12 protein-coding genes are annotated in these 19722 nt (G+C 69.7%); 8 read left to right on the top strand and 4 right to left on the bottom strand.

Annotation, left to right across the window (positions count from 1 at the left end; all coding sequences use genetic code 11):
- Positions 1-219: 219 nt before the first annotated feature.
- From GSY69_RS03420 to GSY69_RS03405, 4 genes are all read left to right on the top strand, one after another.
- Entirely contained in the window at positions 220-2295 is a 2076-nt protein-coding gene (locus tag GSY69_RS03420; protein ID WP_160952488.1) for an acyltransferase family protein, read from the top strand.
- A 122-nt stretch (positions 2296-2417) separates the two neighbouring features.
- Complete coding sequence (locus GSY69_RS03415) at positions 2418-3476, top strand: glycosyltransferase (protein WP_160952487.1); 1059 nt, start codon at positions 2418-2420, stop codon at positions 3474-3476.
- Positions 3477-3535: 59 nt separating this feature from the next.
- On the top strand, positions 3536-5458 hold the full coding sequence (locus GSY69_RS14115; protein ID WP_328698749.1) for a GtrA family protein: 1923 nt from the start codon (positions 3536-3538) through the stop codon (positions 5456-5458).
- A 17-nt stretch (positions 5459-5475) separates the two neighbouring features.
- Positions 5476-7302 carry an ICP22 family protein gene (locus GSY69_RS03405; protein WP_160952486.1) on the top strand — a complete coding sequence of 609 codons (1827 nt, stop codon included), beginning with the start codon at positions 5476-5478 and terminating at the stop codon, positions 7300-7302.
- A gap of 3 nt (positions 7303-7305) precedes the next feature.
- Here GSY69_RS03405 and GSY69_RS14425 read toward each other — a convergent pair whose 3' ends face one another.
- The gene (locus GSY69_RS14425) at positions 7306-9675 is read right to left on the bottom strand and encodes a DUF6716 putative glycosyltransferase (RefSeq protein ID WP_235936251.1); all 2370 of its coding nucleotides are present in this window, start codon (positions 9673-9675) and stop codon (positions 7306-7308) included.
- A gap of 87 nt (positions 9676-9762) precedes the next feature.
- Here GSY69_RS14425 and galE point away from each other — a divergent pair, with 87 nt between their 5' ends.
- The 4 genes from galE to GSY69_RS03380 all read left to right on the top strand — a co-directional run bounded on the left by galE (position 9763) and on the right by GSY69_RS03380 (position 16095).
- Complete coding sequence (galE, locus tag GSY69_RS03395; protein WP_160952485.1) at positions 9763-10731, top strand: UDP-glucose 4-epimerase GalE; 969 nt, start codon at positions 9763-9765, stop codon at positions 10729-10731.
- A complete protein-coding gene (locus tag GSY69_RS03390) occupies positions 10728-11057 on the top strand; it encodes a hypothetical protein (protein WP_160952484.1) in 330 nt (109 codons plus the stop codon). The genes galE and GSY69_RS03390 overlap by 4 nt, the downstream gene beginning before the upstream one ends.
- A 344-nt stretch (positions 11058-11401) precedes the next feature.
- Entirely contained in the window at positions 11402-12955 is a 1554-nt protein-coding gene (locus GSY69_RS03385; RefSeq protein WP_160952483.1) for a glycosyltransferase family 8 protein, read from the top strand.
- Positions 12952-16095 (top strand): HAD family hydrolase, encoded by a 3144-nt coding sequence (locus GSY69_RS03380; RefSeq protein WP_160952482.1) that lies wholly within the window; start codon positions 12952-12954, stop codon positions 16093-16095. Before GSY69_RS03385 ends, GSY69_RS03380 begins: the two co-directional genes overlap by 4 nt.
- 42 nt (positions 16096-16137) lie before the next feature.
- On the opposite strand, the gene GSY69_RS03375 is transcribed toward GSY69_RS03380, so the two are convergent.
- From GSY69_RS03375 to GSY69_RS03365, 3 genes are all read right to left on the bottom strand, one after another.
- Positions 16138-17502 (bottom strand): polysialyltransferase family glycosyltransferase, encoded by a 1365-nt coding sequence (locus GSY69_RS03375; protein ID WP_160952481.1) that lies wholly within the window; start codon positions 17500-17502, stop codon positions 16138-16140.
- Between the two features lie 9 nt (positions 17503-17511).
- Positions 17512-18504: a glycosyltransferase family 2 protein gene (locus tag GSY69_RS03370; protein ID WP_160952480.1), complete on the bottom strand. Its 993-nt coding sequence runs from the start codon at positions 18502-18504 to the stop codon at positions 17512-17514.
- A gap of 153 nt (positions 18505-18657) precedes the next feature.
- Positions 18658-19566 (bottom strand): N-acetylneuraminate synthase family protein, encoded by a 909-nt coding sequence (locus GSY69_RS03365; protein WP_160952479.1) that lies wholly within the window; start codon positions 19564-19566, stop codon positions 18658-18660.
- Positions 19567-19722: the final 156 nt, after the last annotated feature.

Raw genomic sequence — 19722 nt, 5'->3', positions numbered from 1 at the left:
GTCACGGGCTCGCGGGCGCCGCATGCGCGCGGGGCCCTAGACAGGGTGCGGCACGCGGGCGCCGGGACCTGGCGCGAATGACGCGAAACGACATATGAGGGCCGAGAACGCGCAGACTGTGTCGAAGATCACTAAATCTGCGCGCCCCGCCTCCCGCGCCCCGGCTCCCGCGCCCCGGCGCTGCGGGAGCGCGGGCGGAGGGATGCTTAGGATTGCCGGGTGCCCCGGACGTTTCGCCCCGAGATCCAGCTGCTGCGCGCCCTCGCCGTGGCGGCGGTGGTCGTTTACCACGTCAACCCAGCGTGGTTGCCCGGCGGCTTCGTGGGCGTCGACGTCTTCTTCGTCATCTCCGGCTACCTCATTACCGGTCACATGCTGGGGGAGGCCGCCCGGACCGGGCGCATCTCCCTGCTGGGCTTCTGGGCCAACCGGGCCCGGCGCATCCTGCCCGCGGCCACGATTGCCATCATCGTCACCGCCGCCGCCTCATGCTTCTTCCTGCCTGCCAGCCAGCTGACGCCCACCGCTTGGCAGGGTGTCGCCTCCGCGCTGTACTTCCAGAACTTCGCACTGGCGGCGAAGTCCGTGGACTACCTCACGCAGGGAGCGGCGGACACGCCCTTCCAGCACTTCTGGTCGCTCTCCGTGGAGGAGCAGTTCTACGTCGTCTGGCCGCTGCTCGTTCTGGCGGCATGTTGGGCGGTCGTGGCTCTGCAGCGGCGCCACTCCACGGATGAGCTGCATCGGATGCGGCGCACCCGCGCGATCGTCCTCGTGGTGTTCTCCGCCGTGGTCGTCGCATCGCTCGTCTATAGCCAGGTCAGCGTCGCCCATGGTGATCCCGCCGCCTACTTCGTCACCCCGTCCCGCGTGTGGGAACTGGGCATGGGTGGTGTGCTGGCCTGCGTGCTCGGCGACCCGTGCCGCCTGCCCGCGCTGCGCAATCTCCTCGCGCTCGCCGGGCTGGCGGCGATCGGGGCCGCATGCGCGCTCTACGGTGCGACCACGCCATTCCCCGGAGCCACCGCGCTTGCCCCCGTGCTGGGCTGCGCCGCCGTCATCGCCGCCGGCCGCACGCGCGGGCTTGGCTCGCTCACCCCGCTGGTGGATCTGCGCCCGGTGCAGCTGCTGGGCAACTGGTCCTATTCGCTCTACCTGTGGCACTTTCCCGTCGTCACTTTCTATGTGGCCGTGCGCGGTGAGCACCCCGGTTTGGCCACGGGCCTCGCTCTCATCGTCGTCAGCCTCGGACTGGCCGCAACCAGCTATTACTTCGTCGAGCAGCCTCTGCGACTCAACGGACTCCTGCGCCAGCGCCGCTGGCTGACGATCGAGGCAGCCGTCACCGCCATGGCCGTCGCCGCCGGCGTCGCAGTCGTTCCGCAGGCGGTCTTCGCACACGCCGTCTCCGAGGAGCGCGAGCGCACCGCGGACCTGCGTGCCGGCCGCGCCTCGGGCATGGGAGCGGCGGCCCTGTCCGATACGCGCTTCTCCCTCTATGCCCCGAACAGCGACGGGCGGATCGTGCCGATTCCGGCGGAGGCCGTGCACGACGAGCCGCACTACGACTGCAAGGGGGTGCCGGCAGCAGCCCAGGGCGCCACCACGACCCCCTGCACCGTCGCGAACCCGGGGGGCACGAAGACGTTGGCCGTCGTGGGCGATTCGCACACGAGCATGTGGGTCCCGGCGCTCAAGCGTGCCTATGAGGGCACGGACTGGAAGATCGTCGTCTACCTGCACAATTCGTGCCCGTTCTCGCTGCAACCGCGCGCCCTCGGAGAGCGCGGAACGTCCACCTGCACCGCTCCTAACCGCACCGTGCTCTCCGACCTCATCGCATCCAAACCGGACCGCGTGCTCATGACGAACCCGGCGGTGGACGACTTCACGCGCCACGCCAATGAGCGGGTCGCCGGGGTATGGGGCTACGAGCAGGTTATGCGTCCCCTGCGCCGCGCGGGCATCGACGTGGTGGCGCTCCAGGACGCGCCGCAGCCGCCCGGGGGAGGTTCCGTGGCCGACTGCGTTTCCGCTCACCCGGATGATCCCAACGCCTGCTCGTTCAAGCGCCGCGACAGTCTGGAGGACACCGGTGCGAACCAGGCCATGGCCACGGCCGCAAAGAACGTGGGCGGCATCCTCACCGTCAAGCCCACGGGACTCTTCTGTACCCTCGACGAGTGCCCCGCCGTCATCGGCTCCGTGCTCGTCTACCGCGACGCGAACCACGTCTCCGCTACGTATGCCAAGACCCTCGGTGGGGACCTGCGCCGGCTGCTGAAGGTGCACTGATCGCGCCGCGCAGGCATCTAGACTGGGCAGCGGGTCGCGTGCCCCATGATAAGATTCCTGCGCTGCGTCGTAGCGCAGGAATTGGGCTAGGCCCATTGTGGCTCGCTTTGAGGAACGGGTGAATGGACACGGAACACTGCGCCGCAACACTGCGTATCGCCGCGATCGTGCCCTGCCACAACGAGGAGATCACCGTGGGCACGGTCGTTCGCGACCTGCGAGCCGCCGTGCCAGGCATCGCGGTCTACGTCTACGACAACAACTCCACCGATCGCACGGTGGAGGCCGCGCGCGCCGCCGGAGCCGTTGTGCGCACGGAGCGCCTCAAGGGCAAGGGCAACGTCATCCGGCGAGCGTTCGCAGACATCGACGCGGACGTCTACGTCACGATCGACGGCGATGACACGTACGAGGCAGCCGACCTACCCGGCATGATCGAACTGCTGCTGGACGGACCCTACGACCATGTGCTGGGCGTGCGCCAGGACACGCAGGACACGACCTCCTACCGGCCCGGTCACGAGGCGGGCAACCGCGCCTTCAACCAGCTGACCAGCCGCCTGTTCGGGGCGCCGGTGACGGACATGCTGTCTGGCTACCGCGTCTTCTCCCGCCGCTTCGTCAAGTCCTTTCCCGCCGTGAGCAAGCAGTTCGAGATCGAGACCGAGCTCACCGTGCACATGATGTCGCTGCGCCTGCCCACCGCGGAGTACCCCGTGGGCTTCCGCGACCGCCCCGAGGGCAGTGAGTCGAAGCTGTCCACGTTCGGCGACGGCTTCCGGATTCTCAACATCATCGCCCAGTTGGTCCGCCACGAACGGCCTTACCTGTTCTACGGGGGGCTCACCGTGGTCTTCGGCGCACTCTCCCTGGCGCTGGGCATCCCCGTGATCCTCGAGTTCTGGCACACGGGCCTGGTCCCGCGCTTCCCCACGGCCATCCTCGCCGCTGCCTTCGCAGTCCTCGCCTTCCTCCTGGGCAGTGTTGGCCTCATCGTCGACGGGCTGCGCCGCGCACGCCGCGAGGCCTCTCGGCTGTGCTACCTGGAACTCGCTCCGCCTGTCGTGACCGCGCCTGCGCCGGTGGATTTCCCGGTGGTCGGCCGCAATTCGTCCTCTAACGAGGATCCTGTGTCTTCCCGCGGTATTCCTCCGCAGAGCGGAGCGACGCCATCCTCCTGATCCGCCGCCTTCCCTCCCGCTGGCAGTCACTGGCCGCCGAGGTCTTCCAGTTCCTCCTCGTGGGGGGCATCAGCTACCTCGTGGACGTCGGGCTGTCGAACCTGCTGGTCTACGGCCTCTTCGGCTTCCCCGCGGTGCTGCACGACAGCCCCCTCAAGGCGAAGATCATCTCCACGATCGCCAGCATCATCGTGGCCTGGCTGGGCAACAAGTTCCTCACCTACGAGGACCGCAGCTCGGGGTCGAATGTGCGCGGCTTCGTCATGTTCGTGGTCGTGAATCTCATCGGCATGCTCGTCGTCCTCGCTCCTCTGGGCGTTACCTGGTACCTGCTGGGGCTGCACGACCGGCTCAGCTACAACCTTTCGACGAATGTCATCGGCATTGCCCTGGGCATGGTCTTCCGCTTCTATGCCTACCGGACCTGGGTCTTCCGCGACGCCCCGCAGAAGGAGGTCGTCGTCACCGACGTCGCCGACGACCTCGCCGGGCGGGGTGAGCCCGTGGGCGCCGCGTTCGCACGCGTGAGTGCGCGCCGTGGCGCCTGGCGCTGGTTCCTGGCGCTCGTGTGGACGGCGCTCGCAACCGCGCTCACCGTCGTCTACTGGCCCGGGCGCGCCAACAACGACATCGCCTACCAGGCCCTCCAGGCCCAGGGCCGCATCCCCTTCACGGACTGGCACCCGCCCATCATGAGTGCGCTCTGGCAGCTGCTCCTCGGGTTCACCGGGCAGCTGGGCACCCTGCTCGCCCTGCAGGTGGGGCTCTACTGCCTGGCCGGGTGGCTGCTGTGCGTGCTCGTCCTCCGCCGGACCGGGAGCCGAGTCGCCTCGCTGCTCCCGCTCGCCGGCCTCCTGGCGCCGTGGTCGCTGAGCCAGCTGGGCATCCTGTGGAAGGACACGCAGATGGCGGTGGCCTTCCTCGTCGCTGCGGGTTTGATCTTCCTCATCCTCCCTCGTGCCCCGCGTACCCTGTGGCTGCTCGTCCCGGTTGCGGTACTGCTGGTCTACGGCACGGGGGTGCGCAAGAATGCCGTCGCGGCGGTGCTCGCGCTGGCCTGCGCGATCGCCTGGCAGCTCGCCCGCTGCGTTGCCCGCGCCCGAGGCGCCCGCCGCCTGCCCCGGCCCCGGCTCGTGGGCGCCGCGGCGGTGGCGGGCGTGCTCGCACTGCTGTTGGGAACCACCGCGGCGGTGGGTGCCGCCGTCGATGCCGCCCACCGCGTGCAGCGGACGGGCCAGAGCAGCCAGATCATGCTCGACGATGTGCTGTTCTCCGTTCCGCGGGAGGAATTGGCCGCCGCGGGGCTGCCACCGGAGTTCGTCGCCCACGCGCAGCGAGCGCGCACACAGTGCGAGGCCATGGGGGAGCGCTGGGACGCCTACTGGAACTGCTGGGGGCGCGGGGAGTCCGGCGCCATGTACTCACCGCTGTCGGATTCCGACCAGCGCGCCATCGCCCAGGCCTGGCGCGGCCACGTACTGCCGCACCCCCTGCGCTACTGCGCCTACCGTGCCCACGTGTTTGACTACTACCTCTTCACCAGTCGCCTGGAGTACTGGCCATCGGGCAAGACGAAGGACGCGGATGCCGCCGGCCTGCACGCCGCCCTTCCGGGTGCGGAGCACGGCATCGAGGCCTACGTGCAGGCGACCGCGGGCACCCTGGGGTTTTTCTTCAAGCCCTGGTTCTGGGCCGTCGCGGGGATCGGCGCGCTCGTGATGACGGCCCGGAGGCGCGGGTTCCGCTTCGAGGTCTGGGTGCTGTCATGCTCCGCCCTGTGCTACATCGCGGCCTACTTCTTCATCGCGCCGGCCAACCACTTCCGCTACACCTACTGGCCGGCCCTGGCCATTACCGCGGCGTGGATGCTGCTGGCCTCCGGTCCGACAACCCGCCTTGTGCGCCGTTCCCGTGAGGGCGAACGCGGGGTACGTGAGGGGCGGGTGGCCTCGGGTACAGTGAGCGGGTCCGCCGCCGACTGACGAGAGCCCGCACACGCATGACCACGCACGATCGGCCCAGGCAGTTCCTGCCCGGGCGCTGGGCCGCTGCACTGTGGGTACTCGTCCTGGCGGCCTGCGGGTGGGCCGGGGCGCAGTTCATCATCGAGGCCTTCTATCCCGGCGGGTTCAACGACGACATGGTCTTCCAGCTGCGGCAGGCGCAGGGCCAGATTCCCTTCAACGACTGGCACCCGGTCATCCAGGCCCTGCTGTGGCGCTGGCTCATGCAGACCACGGGCGCCGTGGGCTCCCTGCTCGTCTGCCAGGTTATCGTCTTCTCTGCCGCCGCGTTCGGCCTGGCACTCCACATCTTCCTGACAACCGGCCGCCGACTCGTCTCGCTGCTGGGCTTCCTGCCGCTGCTGGCGCCGTGGTGCCTGAACTTCGCCGGGCTGGTGTGGAAGGACACGGGGATGACCGCGTGCCTGTTCGCCGCGGTGGTGCTTGCGCTGCACATGGCCAGGCTGCGCGGCCGCTGGCTGCCGGTGCGCCTGCCGCTACTCATCCTCGCCGTGGTGTTCCTCGTCTACGCGACCCTGGTGCGCAAGAATGCCGCGTTCGCCATCCTGCCCGTGCTGTGGTTCGTCTGGTGCCAGGCAGCCGCCGGCACGCGCCTGGCGCTGTTTGCCGGATCCCTCCTGTGGAAGCCCTGGCGGCGGCTGCGCGGCGTGCCCAAGCGGCGTTTCGCGGGGCTCTTGGCCGTGACGATCGTCTTCGCGGGTCTGGTGGCCGGTGGCGCCGAGGCAGCCGATGCCGCTGCCCGCCCGCAGCACACCGGTCAGCTCACGCAGATCTACCTGGACGACCTGTCCTTCACGCTCACGGACGAGCAGATCGCCACTGAGCCCATGCCCGAGCGGTTGAGGGCGGACCTGCGCGGCATCCGCTCCCTGTGCCCCCTGGACGGATCCAAGCAGATCTCGAACGTCTACTGGCGCTGCTACCGGGGTGACGACCCGAATCTCACGTTCGCCCCCATCGACGATGCGGATGCCATTCAAGATCTGTGGATCCGGCAGACGACCGCGCACCCGGTGGAGTACCTGCGCTATCGCACGCTCGTCTACGCCCACTTCCTCTTCAACACCAACTACAAGTTCGACGCTCCGGTCAGCGAGTTGCCCCCTGGGCTGGAGAAGGCCAACCCCATCCAGAACCAGATCATGCTGACGTACGTGACGAAGTTCGGCATCGGGGCGCTGGGCTGGACGTTCCAGGTGTGGTTCTGGCTGGCCGCCGCGATCGCCGGATGCGCGCTCTCCCGCCGGCTCCACCGCTTCCGACGAGTGGCGATCTGCCTGAGCGCCTCGTCACTCATCTACCTGCTCGGCTACGTCCCGATCGTCCCTGCGCCCAACCTGCGCTATGCCTACTGGCCGGCGATCGCGATGACCACGGTCGCCGTAATGGCGCTTGCCGCGCGGCGCCGGGGACCTGCGGCCCCTCGCCCGCAGGCTGCAGCGGACGATTCGCGTGGTGAACCCACCTGCGCTCCTACCGGCGCTCCCGCCGAGGCCGCCGACGCGGGTGACTCCGACACGGCCGACGGTGAGGAGCCTGCGGTACGGGAAGCGGTGGAATCCGCGGCGCCGTCTACGACGGACTCGGTGGTCAGCGGACCGGCGCCGGCTGGCGAAGGCGACGAGGGCTCCACGACCGGCGGCACTCGGGTGCGGGGAGCCGCCCCGGTGTCAGCCGAGCCGCGCTCGGACCCCGCCGGTGAACCCACCGGCGAGCCGTCTGCGGCGATGGAGGCCTCGGTTGGCACCGAACGCGGTGCGCACTCCGGCCGGTTCGCGCTCCGGCCGCGGCGGCGTCGCTAGAACCTAGGCCCGGCGTACGGGCCGGTAGCGCACTCGTCGGTAGGCGCGCACGACGGGATCCGGCGTCAGCGTGCGGATCTCCGCGCGCAGTCGGCGCAGATCCTGGACGCGCGCGGCGCGCCGCAGATCGCTCAGCTGGTGTTCGCGTGCCCGGGTGGCCAGGAGCCCCAGCGCATCGTGCAGGCGGTGATCGGCGGGCTGGAAGTAGTTCGCCTCGAGCCACGCACGGGTGGGGAACCCGAACCGGCCGGCAGCCACGTCCGCCAGGGTGCCGAGGATGCCGGAGCCCTCGAACACCGCGTTGAGCAGCTCGTCGCTGACCCCGAAGTCGGACACGATGAGCGTGGGCAGACCGCGGTCGATCGACTCGAGCGCGGCCGTCGAGGACACCGTCACAAGCGCGCTGCCCGGTTGCAGGAAGCGGCTCATGGGGCCGATGCCCACCGTCACCTCGTCCGGTCCGATCCGGCCGGTGCTCACGAGGCGCTCCAGAAGCGCCGCATACGTGAACTGCTCGCGGTGGGTCTCCTGCTCGCCCGGGCGGCTGCGCACCTTGACGATCGCCTGCGCGCCCGGGTTGCTGCGGGCGAAGGACGCCAGCGCAAGCAGGATCTCCTCCCGCTGCACCGGATCCGCCGGCACCTTGGCCTGCGGGGCGAACACAACGGTGTCGATACGAGCGGCCGGGGCCGCCGCGCAGGGCGGCAGCGGGCTGGTGAGCATGGGCAGCCGGGCCACGACGACCTCGACCGGGACCTCGCATTTGCGGGCCACCGCCTCGTAGGCGAGCCGCTCATGTTCGGAGTGGGCGATGAAGAGATCCCCCAGGCGCCGGTACTCCATCCCCTTGCGGCGGGCGGGCAGCCCCACGCCCGGCAGCCCGGAGACCAGGCCGGGGCGGTGCTCGAGCCCGGCGGCGGAGGCGAAGACCTGCTGGACCACGGGCCCCGTGGAGGCCGCGAGCACCACGTCCGGTGCCACGACGCTGAGTTCGCGGGCGAGCTGCGAGCGGTCGATGAGGGGGATCCGCAGGTCCTCCCACGTCGTCCCCGCCAGGGCGTTTGCCACCTGTTCGGCCGTGGGGCGGATGGGTGTGTCGATGAGCCAGGGGCGGGCGTCGAAGCCCTCGAGGCCGTCAAGGGTGTGGGCGGCCCACTTGAGGTAGGACTCGCTGTCCGACACGGCGACGATGCGCACCGGCCGGCGCGGGGCCAGCGTTCCCGGCGGGGTGCCGGGCACCGGCACCGGGCTGGCACCGGCCGCGGACGTGGGCCCGCCCCCGCTGCCGGCTGAGGGATCCGCTGCCGCGCCCGCACTCGCCTCGGACCGGGCGGTAGGCACGGTGCCGTCTGCGCGGGCCGGTGCATCGCGCTGCTGGCGGGCGCGCGTCGCGGCGGCGAGCGCCAGCTCGTTGAGCTCCCGGCGCAGGGCGTCTGTGCCCGTGCCGGTCCACCACTCGGCGGGGATGGGGGTGACCTGCAGGTCCGGGGCGGCCATGATGAGCGGCAGCGTGGTCAGCGCCGTGGAGGGCAGGCTCGCCACCCGCGCACCGCGCGGTGCGCGGGCCATGCGCAGCTCCACGGGCAGGCCCGCGGGCAGCACGGTGAGGCCCTCGATGGCGCCCAGGCGCTTGAGAAGCTTCTTCGACTGCCGGCGGTGGGCGAAGTAGAGGGCAGGGCCCAGTGCTGCCTGCTCGCGGACCCAGTCGACATAGGCCTCGGCATCGATGAGGCCGTCGGCGGCCAGGGCGGTGCCCAGGATGAAGCTGTGTGCCTGCGCCGTCTGCACGAGCTCCGGATCGGAGCACTCGGCTGACCGCAGCCGTTCGAATGCGTGTCGCTCCAACCGCCCGCCCGCGGCGGCGAACGCGGCCGCGAGCCGGTCGTCGACCGGCAGCGCCGTGTGCCAGGACAGGCGGCCGCGGCGCATGGCGCCGCGCAACACGAACGCGGCCGCAACCCCCATGAGGCGCCGCGAGGTGGAGGCCGGCGCCTTGGCCCGTACGAGCGACTGGCGGTGGCGGTCGGAGAGCAGCCGCGCGGCGCGCACCGTGGCATAGCCGTCGTCGAGCAGCACGAACGAGGCCCGGATGCGCCCCGTGGCCATGAGCAGCGGCTTCTGGAACTTGCCGGAGAACGGATCGCCGATGAGGATGCGCCCGGTCGCGCCGATGAGCGCCTCCGGGTGCGGTTTCGCGGTGAGCACTGCCACACCGTGGGGGATGAGCTCGCGCGGAAGCTGCTTGAGGAAGCTCGCCATGCCCGCCGCCTTCTTGCGGGCATGGATGATGAGCTGCTCACCCGGTTCGTGTGCCTCCAGCGCAGAGAGGAACTGCAGGGGCGATTCCACGAACGCGTGGGATTCATCCGACATCCGGAGCGCGGCCTTTGCAGATTGGCGACGGGGGACCATGCCATGATGAGTCACGACGTTGACCAGCAATTGACCAGAAGGTGAAGTATGTCTGTCCTGGTGACCGGCGGCGCCGGCTACATCGGCTCCCACGTGGTACGACTGCTGCGCGAGCGCGGGGACGACGTCGTCATCGTCGACGACCTGTCCAACGGCATCCCCGAGCGCGTGGCAGGCCTGCCGCTCGAGCGCATCGACCTCTCCGCGCCGGAGGCCGAGGCATCGCTCAAGGACGCCATGCTCACCCACGGGGTGGACTCCGTCATCCACTTCGCCGCGAAGAAGCAGGTGGGGGAGTCCGTCGAGCGCCCCCTCTGGTACTACCGGCAGAACGTCGACGGCCTGGCCAACCTGCTGGCGGCCCTGGGGGATGCGGGTGTGGACCGCCTCGTCTTCTCCTCCTCGGCCGCCGTGTACGGGATGCCCGACCGCCTGACGGTCCCCGAGAACACCGACTGCCGGCCCATCAACCCCTACGGCCAGACGAAGCTCATCGGCGAGTGGATGATCGACGACGTCATGGCGGTCACGGACCTGCGGGCCATCAAGCTGCGCTACTTCAACGTGGCCGGGGCCGGCTGGCCGGAGCTCGCCGACACCGCCGTCATGAACCTCGTGCCCATCGTCCTCGAGCGCCTGGCCGCCGGGAAGCCGCCGGTCATCTTCGGCGATGACTACGACACCGAGGACGGCACCTGCATCCGCGACTACATCCACGTCAAGGACCTGGCCGACGCCCACATCGCCGCGCTCGACGCCCTGGCCGCCGGGACGAACGAGCACACCTCGTTCAATGTGGGGACCGGCCAGGGGGCCAGCGTCAAGGAGGTCATCGAAGCGCTGTCCGATGCGCTCGGCGAGCCCATCGACGCGGAGATCGGTGCCCGCCGCGCCGGCGACCCGCCCCGCCTGGTCGCCGATACCTCGTCCATCGCCGCGGAGCTGGGCTGGAAGGCCGAGCTGGGCCTGGCCGACATCGCCGCCAGCGCCGTCGAAGTCCACCGCGCCCGGCGGTGAGGCCCGGACGGCCGCGCCCGCCCGCACTCCTCCTCGCCTCGCGCGCCCAGCTCAGCCCGCAGGCGCCCCCGTACGACGACGAACCCAAGCTGACGCGCTCACCGGCCCGCGCCTCGGCGGGGCAGCGCGTGTGCAGGCGCCGCCCCGGCGCCCCGCCCCTGAGTCGGCGCCTGCGGGTCGCGAACTACCGCGATGTCTTCCGGCCGATGCGCGCCAGCCTGCCCGGCTGGATCGTGTCGCTGGGCGCGCCCTGCGCGGTGTTCCGCCGGCGGTCATCGGCCGGGGACGAGCCGACGGTCAGCTCGATAGAGCGCGATGCAAAGTGAACCGTATTCGAACTTCGCGTGAACCCCGCGCGGGCGTGGTCAAACAGGCGTCGCAGGGCCCTTAGCCTGCTGAGGATGCCGTGCAACCGTGTGCGGACGCGAACTCGATAGGGGCCCGACGCGCAATGGAACGACGCTCGGATGTCGCACTGGTAGTCGATCCTCGGATCGGGGCGGGTGAGATCGACTATTCCCTCATCCCTGGTCATGTCGACGTCTTCCGAGCAGGCGAGTTCAGCTCGGAGACGGGCTTCGCATTCGGTCGTCGCGTGGCGGGCTGGTTTCCGGAGGCGAGTGCTTCTGGGGCGGATATCGCTCGAGTGTTCCAACGGGGGGAATATGAGGTGGGCACCGTCTTCGCAGATCCTTCGCGCAGCCGCGTGCCGGCCGATGAGATCACACGGGCCGGGCACGCGGAAGTCGTCGATGTCTCCGGCCTGCTGGCCGCGCGACCCGAAGTGGCGTGTTTGTTCATGCGCGATCTGCGCCCCGGTCCCACGAGCACCATGGTGGCCGCTGTCGCAGCGCTCGGATACACCCGTGTGCTCATTCTCGACCCCCAGCTCATGCGGGTGACCACGGGGCGCGGTTTCATCCGCGCGCGACCGGCACCACCTGTGCCTCCCCAGCTTTCCCCGCAGCGGCGCTATGACTCGTGGGACATGACGAACATCGACGTGGGTGTGCTCCTCGCCGCCGTAGCTGCCTTTCCGGAGACCAGTTTCGAGGACGTGACGACGGGTGCTCTCCTCGCTCGGCTTCTCGAACCGGCTCCGAAGGTGCCGACGGGGGACCGTCTGGTGCCCGAGGCGAAATCCCGTGAGGCGCGCACCAACCTCAGTGCGCTACTGCCGGTGGGGCCGGATGGGCGGGAGCTGCGATGCGCCTACGTGACAATGTGTGATTCCGCCGATTACCTGTGGGGCGTGCGCGCTCTGGCCAATTCGCTGGCCAAGGTCAGTGATGTGCCGTTGATCCTCATGGTCCCTCCCGGGGCAGACTTCGCCGACGCTGTCTTCGAATCAGGGAACGTTCGGCTGCACGACGTGAATTCGCTGCGTAATCCCCACCAGCTGAAATCGCACCAACTGCGCTTCGCCAACACGTTCACCAAGCTCGAAGTCTTCGGCCTCACGTTCCTCGATCGAGCAGTCTTCTTGGACGCCGATACGATCGTGCTGGGGGAGACTGACCCACTCTTCGCCTATGAGGGTTTTGCTGCCGCCCCCGATTTCGGACTCCGCCTGGAGAACCGGACCTTCAATTCGGGCGTCTTCGTCGTCAGCCCGAACAGCGACGAATATCTGCGAATCCTCGACAGCATTCCCACAACTCCGTCCTATGACGGCGGGGACCAGGGGTTCCTCAACGTCTACCAGGGGGAGATCACCTGGCTCCCTCCGGAGTTCAACACGCTGCGCAGGGTGATCACCCGTTTCCCCGACGTCATTCCGCTCAAGCGCGCCCGCGTTCTGCACTACGTGGGACCAAAGCCCTGGGGGCTCGAGGGGGAGCCCGAATGGTCTTCGCTCGATGAGCTGTGGTTCGAGCAGCTCAGCGATCGCGAGCGCATCGAGTTCATTGTGCAGCTGCGCGATCGCGTCAGCGTGGCGGCCCGCCGGGCCCCCGCCCAACGGGGGCGGGGACCGGCCGGTGCCGTCCGACCGCGTCGCAGGAAGGACTTTGAACGCGCCCAAGACGCGCTTTCGAACGGCAGGCCGGGAGAGGCGATCGAGATCAGCCGTGCAGCCCTGCGGCGCAACCCTCAATCACTGGCCAACCGCAGGGTCCTGGCTCTGGCTTTGAAATCCACCGGGCACCGGCGCGACGAGTTGAAGGTACGGATCAAAACGCGAGTGCTCAAGGCGAAGCGCCTGCTGAAGGGGATTGTCGAATGAAGCGGCTCTTTGTGGTCAACGGTCTGTTCGGGTTCCTCACCTGCCTGGCCGCGAAGCCTGTAGCAGAGACCGATTCGGTAACGGTGCTGGGGCTCTTCAGTGCCGACGAGGCGGACAACGCGCGAATGGAATCCGCGATGCGCGCGTTGGCGCCCATCGACTCGGTGGTCTTCCTCACCGATCCCAGTACCTATATTCGCTCATTCGAAGACAGTGGGTGGATGGCAGCTCTGAGCCAGCCTGATGAGGTCAGGATGTTCTTCACCCACAACACGTGGCTGCACAACCGGGTCTTCGCCGCCTACCCGGACGCCGCGGTGCTGCTCTACGAGGAGGGCATGGCCTCGTACTACCCGGGCCTGTTGGGGAAGTATCGGACCAACGGGCGCCTTCAGGGTGTCTACCTGCACAACTACTTGGACGCGTTCGTGTCACCGGACGCCGCCAGCAAGCCCGAGTGCTTCGGCCTTCTTGACCGCCCGCGGTTCTCCGAACTCCTCGCCCGCACCGCGAAGCTGCGCCCACAGCACGTGGAATTCGGCCCCGACTGTGTCGTGGTCATCGAGCAGTATCTGCATCGCAAGGGCGGTATCTCCAGTCCCGAGGGCGCGGCAGATGAGTACGCTGCAGCGATTCTGGCGATCGCCGAGCGTGGCTACCGGATCGCCTATAAGGAACATCCCCGCGAGCGGTCGGGGCTCTTCGATCTCATCCTCGCGCGCGTCCCCGGGTGGGTGCGGGACCGAACGTTCCTCATTGAGCGCCACGATGTCCTGTTGGAAGAGCTGTTCGTCACCAGCAGACCCGCGGCGGTGGTCGCTATCAATTCCACGAGCCTGCTCACGGCCCCGCAGTACTTCGATGTGCCGTCCTACCGGATCGAATCGCTGGCGCCGTTCGATGCTGCGCTTGCAATCGACGTGGAGAACGAGGGCCTCGCGAGCAACCAAATCGCGCTAGCCGCGCGCATCCCCACGCTCGATGAGCTTCCGGAGCGCGATCGCCTGTCGCGCGCACTGCCTGCGTTCCTGCGCCGCGTTCATTCGGTGCCGCCCATGCACGAAGACGTGGGACAGCTGAGCCTGACGAGCTCGACCTACACCGCGGATTTCACGGTGCTGTTGCGCGAGGTTGCGAATCCCGAAGTCCGCGTTGTGTCGTTCGATCTGTTCGATACGCTCGTCAAGCGACCGGCCGTGCAGCCCTCCGACGTATACGCGCTGCTCGACGAGTGCTTTGTTGGTGACCTGCCCTCCTACGTCCGCTTCTCCGAAGTGCGCGGTGGGGCGTTCGGCCGGTTGCGCGCTGCCGCAAAGGCCCACGGTGAAGAACAGCCCGAATACGGGCTGACCGCCGTCTACGCCTACATCGCCGAGACTCTGGGGCTTTCGTCCGCAGCAGCAGAGGCGATGCACGCCGCTGAAGTGGAACTCGAAGCGCAGCTCGTCGAGCCGCGGCGCGCCGGCGTGGCGCTCGTTCACGCGGCACGCGCCTTCGGCAAGCCATGGGTGATCACTACCGACACCTTTTTCACCGCAGACGAGCTCGAGGCGGTGGCGCTCGGCAAGCTTCCAGTTGCCCCGGACCAGCTCTTTAGCTCTCTTGACCTGCAGGCTACGAAGGCCGCAGGCACTCTCCTGCCGCGGGTCGCGGAGGAACTCGGGCTCGACCCATCCGCGATCCTCCACATCGGCGATCGGGCCGATCACGACGTGGAGCGGGCCCGCCGCTGCGGCATGCGCGCCGCCCACCTGCCGAGCCATACGGCAGGCGCCCTGCGGCACCAGCGCCTTCACCGGCTGTGGGGCGGAGTGCGCGAAGAGCGCACAGCCGCCCTCTTCCGGGGTGCCATCTGGGCCGAGGTCTTCGACAACCCCTTCCGGCGGTTCGACTCGGAGTCCGTGTGCGGTGGCGAGGCCCGGTTGGTGGGGTACATGGCGATCAGCCAGGCGATGTTCGGCTGGTCGCAGTGGATCCTCGAATCCGCGAGCAGCCGGGGGTACGACCTCCTCGCTTTCCTCTCACGGGACGGGTTCGTGCCGCTGGATCTGTGCAGGCGGCTTGTGCAGTTGCGCGAACCGGGCCCTTCCCTGGAATACGTCTACAGCTCCCGACGGGCAATGTTCACCGTCTTCAACCAAACCCGTGGGCACATTGCCTACACGGAACTCGTCCACGGCCTGAGCGCCCAGACGACGGTGCACAATCTGCTCGTCACCCGGTTCGGGTCCGAGGTGGCCGAGGAATTCGGCCGGCGCATCGCCGCGGCCGGACCCGGCTCGCCCTTCGAGCCGATCGGCCGCGAGTACATGAATGCTGTGAAGAACGCGCTGGGGGAGTACGCGGCCCAGATCAGCCAACACACCCACGGTGCGAACGCGGCCGCGGTGGACTACTATCGGCGCGCGCTTGACGGCGCCTCGCACCCCGCCGTAGTGGACATCGGCTATTCCGGTTCCGCTCAGCGCGGCATCACGGAGGCGACGAGCAGGGGGCTCGGCGGCCTGTACTTCACCACCATGGAGCACAACTGGGAGTTCGCACGCCTGAGCGGCGCCGCGGTGGACGAATACGCGAACCATCCGGTCTTCTTCCGCACGGGCGGCCTCGTGGAGTACCTCTTCACCCCGGCGGGGTTGGACACATGCGTGGGATTCGCGCTGGACGGCGCCGAGGCCGTCCCGCGCGTCGAACCGGCCGATGTCGTCGACGATCCCGTGCGCGGCGAGGTCCATGCCGGGCTGCGTGAGGCCTTCGAGCGGATCTTCGCGGTCTTCGGCGACCGCACCGGCCAGTTGCGCTTCCGGCCGCGGGCCGGCTGGATGGCGCTGGCGGAGTTCCTGGCGGAGCCGGGGGCCGGTGACGCGCGCTGCCTGCAGGGCGGGGCCCATGAGGACGCGGTGGCAGGCGATGTCTTCGACGTCTTCCGCTACTGGGCCGAAGGCCGTGCCGTGGCCGCACAGGATCGTCCTGACCGGCCTGCACGCCCGGCGGTCCCCGAGTCCGAGACTGCTCCGGCGGGCGGCGCCGAGAGCGTGCGGACCATCGCGCGTGAGACGAAGGCGGTTGCCGCTCGCGTGCGCAGGGGAGTGGCGGCGCGCGTGCGTCGATCCGCACAGCGTGCCCGCGACCGGCAGTGAGCCCCGGCCCGGCCCCTGTGGTGGCGCCGGGTTCGCTCCGGCCTATGCGCGCGGCAGGTGAAGCCTGGTCGCCTCGAGCGCCAGCCGGCCCCACGCTCTGACCGTGGAGCGCCCGATCCGCCGCTTGGGCGCCGCGGTCGGCAGCTGGAGGGCCTGGGTGCGGCGCGCGCGGAACCAGCGCCGCCGCTGCTGCGCGGAGAGCTCGGGGAGCAGGCGCTCCGCGGCCGGGCGGAGGCTTCCCGCGAGCTGGGGCTGCATGCAGTAGGCGACGGCGTCGATGAGCTTCTGCAGTGCCGGCGGGTTCTCCGCCGCGAACGAGGCGTCGACGATCGTCGCCGGAATGCGGTTGGAGTTCTGGTAGGGCTTGAGCCGCGCGAGAATGGTCTCCGTTCCCACCGCCTCGACCGCCGTGTCGAAGAGGGCGCTGGCCGAGGCCAGTGCGGTGGAGAAGCCGCCGATGACGACGGTCGGGCGCAGGAGCGCCATGACGGCCTCGGCGATCACGGGGCTGGTGAGCACATGGAGTTCGACGTCGAGCTGTGCGGCCCGCTGTTCGAGGCGGGCCGTCGTCGTCGGGGGCGCCGCGGGGTGCGGTTTGAAGACCACGGTGTCGATCCCGCGGCGCTGGGCCGCCTCGAGCATGGAGACGTGCAGGTCCTCTTCCTCCTCCTGCGTCATCAGCCGGAGCGCGGCGAGGTACTGGCCCACGATGAGCGCGCTCGGCCGGTCGCCCGCGAATCCGGGCAGGGCGGCACGCACGTCGTCTTCGGCGGCAGCAGCGATCTCCGCCACGACCGCGCGGAACGCCCCCGCATCCAGGGCCACGGGGGCGATGGCGAACTCGGTGAGCAGGCGGGGGCGCAGTCCGGGTGCCAGCGGCAGGTAGTGGAGCGAGGTGAGGCGCTGTCCCATGCCCAGCGGGATCGTCGAGCGGGTGGGACCGTAGCTCATGAGCCCGTCGGCGTGCACGCGCAGGGGCGCGCGGCGGAAGATCCGCGCCAGTGCAATGGCGGGGTTGACCTGGGGCGATTCCAGAACTAATTCGACCGAGCCGGAGCCCAGGCCCCACTGGGCGCGCACGCTGCGCTCGAGCAGCGGGAGGTCTTCCTCCCGGGGGCGCCACTCGCTGGGCTGGAGGGGGGCGAGCAGCTCGTTGAGGCGCACGAAGCGGTCGAAGCGGCGCAGCAGCGGCGCCATGCCGGGCCGCTCGTCCAGCGGTACGGCGAGTTCGGGGGCGAGCGTGTGGTCGCTGACAACGAGGATCCGCTCCTCGATCGCGGGACGCCCCACGTCGGCGCCGCCCCCGGCAAGAGCGGGGAGGACGGCCGTGTCGTAGGCGCCCGCGTCGATGCCGGCGGCCAGGCCCACCACTTCGAAGTAGGTCGAGGCCAGGAAGATCTGCTTCATGGACGCCTTTCAGAAGGAACGAGCGAGGAGCGCGCGGCGCTCGGGCAGGAACGGCAGGACGGCGGCCTGGCGCTTGCGGGGCGCGGCGGCGAACACCTCGTGCACGGTGGCCGGCGGCAGCGGTGCGGATACGGCGCGGGCCCTGCGGGCGAACTCGCGGCGCAGGGCCACCGGGGAGCCGGCGGCGAACCGCTGTGTCTGATGATGGAGGATCGCCAGCCAGTTGCGGGCGGCCTTGGCCCAGAAGCGCTCGGCCTGCGCATCCGCGGTGACGAGCGCGAAGATCGCGGCGAACGCATCGCAGAACTGGAGCTGGCGGGCGTCGACGACCTGGGAGAGCGAACTGGGCAGCCCGCGGCGGTAGCGGATGCCGGGGGAGTCGACGACGGCGAAGGAATCGGCGCCCAGGTGGAGCCCCCAGATCCACGAGCGGTCCTCGGCCGTCATGAAGTCCGCCGGGAACTGGAGCAGGCCGCGCTCGGCCAGGCGGGCGTCGAAGATCCCCGCCCAGGCGAACGGGTAGTCGACCATCGTCGAATCGTGCACGGGCAGGATGCCCAACCGGGGGTCGAGCACCGCATCGCGGACCGCCATGGGCGCCCGGCGCAGCACGCGCTTGCCGCTCGCCTCCACCTGGACGTGATCGGTGCGCACGAAGTCCACCCCCAGGCCCTCGATCGCCTCGACCATGGCGCTCAGGTGTCCCGGAGCCAGCCAGTCGTCGCCGTCGAGGAATGCGATGTAACGGCCCCGAGCCGCAGCGATGCCCTGGTTGCGGCCGTTCGCGAGGCCGCGCGCGGTCTCATTGCGGATGACCTCGAAGTGCGGTAGACGGGCCCCGTGCTCCGCCAGCAGCTGCGGGGTCGCATCCGCGGAGCCGTCGTCGATGAAGATGATCTGCGTGGTCTCCAGCACGGGCCCCTGCCGGTGCAGGGAGGCAAACATCGTGGGCAGGTACGGAGCGGCGTCCTTGGCCGGGATGATGAGGGAGAGCGCGGGCATGTGATCCTGTCGGGCCGAAGGTGGGCGGGCAAGGTCAGCGGCGGCGGCGCGGCTGCCGCGCGGGGCGCTAGCACCGGGCACAGGGCGCCCCGCACGCCGGCGCGGCCGCCAACCCGGAACGGGCCGACGGCCGCGCAGTCGGGCGCGGGCGCCCTACTTCTTCACGCGCAGCGAGGCGATCTTCGACTCCTCGCCGGGCATGACGCGCTTGCGGCCGTCGCCCAGGGCGATCTGGACGGTGCGCAGCTCGCGGGCCAGGCGGATGAACTCCTCGGGCTCCATCGAGGCCTTCTGGTCCGAGCCCCACATCGTGTTGTCCAGCGTGATGTGGCGCTCGACCGTCGCGGCGCCCAGGGCCACGGCGGCCGCGGAGATCTCCGTGCCGATCTCGTGGCCGGAGTAGCCCACGGGCACCCGGTAGCGCTCGGCGAGCATGGGGATGGCCAGGAGGTTCGCCTCCTCCGCTGGCAGCGGGTACGTGGAGGTCGCGTGCATGAGGATGAGGTTCTCGCGGCCCAGTTCGGCCACGGCCGCGTCGATCTGCTCGATCGTCGACATGCCGGTGGACATGATGACCGGCTTGCCGGTGGCGCGCACGGCCCGCAGGATGTCGAAGTCCGTGATGGAGGCGGATGCGATCTTGTACGCGACGGCCTCGAAGCGCTCCATGAAGACCACGGAGTCCACGTCCCACGGGGAGGCGAACCACTGGAGGCCCAGTTGCTTGGCGTAGCGGTCGATCTCCGCGTACTCCGCCTCCTCGAACTCCACGCGAAACTTGTACTCGAGGTACGTCATGGTGCCCCACGGCGTCTCGCGCATCTTCGACTTCTGGTCCTCCGGCACGGCGACGTCCGGGTTGCGCTTCTGGAACTTCACGGCCTGGGCGCCGGCCTCCTTCGCCACGTCCATGAGGCGCTTGGCGATCTCCACGTCGCCGTTGTGGTTGATGCCGATCTCGCCGATGATGTACACCGGCTGGCCCGGCCCGATCAGGTGCTCGCCGATCGCCACGGGGGCAATCGCGGACTGGAGCTGGTTCGGGGTGGCAATCGCGGTCATGTCGGTGTCCTTCTCTGCTCGGTGGTGCGGGCTGCGTAGGTGGGTGCTGCGGATCGGATGGGCCGCCGGCGGCGGCCCGGTGCGCCGGCTCAGGGGGCGGCGACGGGGTGGGCGCGGCGCGCGGCCGCGGACTGGTGCTCCCGGCGCCGAGGCGCG

The sequence above is a fragment of the Brevibacterium rongguiense genome (genome assembly GCF_009857845.1).
GTDB lineage: Bacteria > Actinomycetota > Actinomycetes > Actinomycetales > Brevibacteriaceae > Brevibacterium > Brevibacterium rongguiense.
This window is presented reverse-complemented; position numbering and strand designations above follow the sequence as displayed.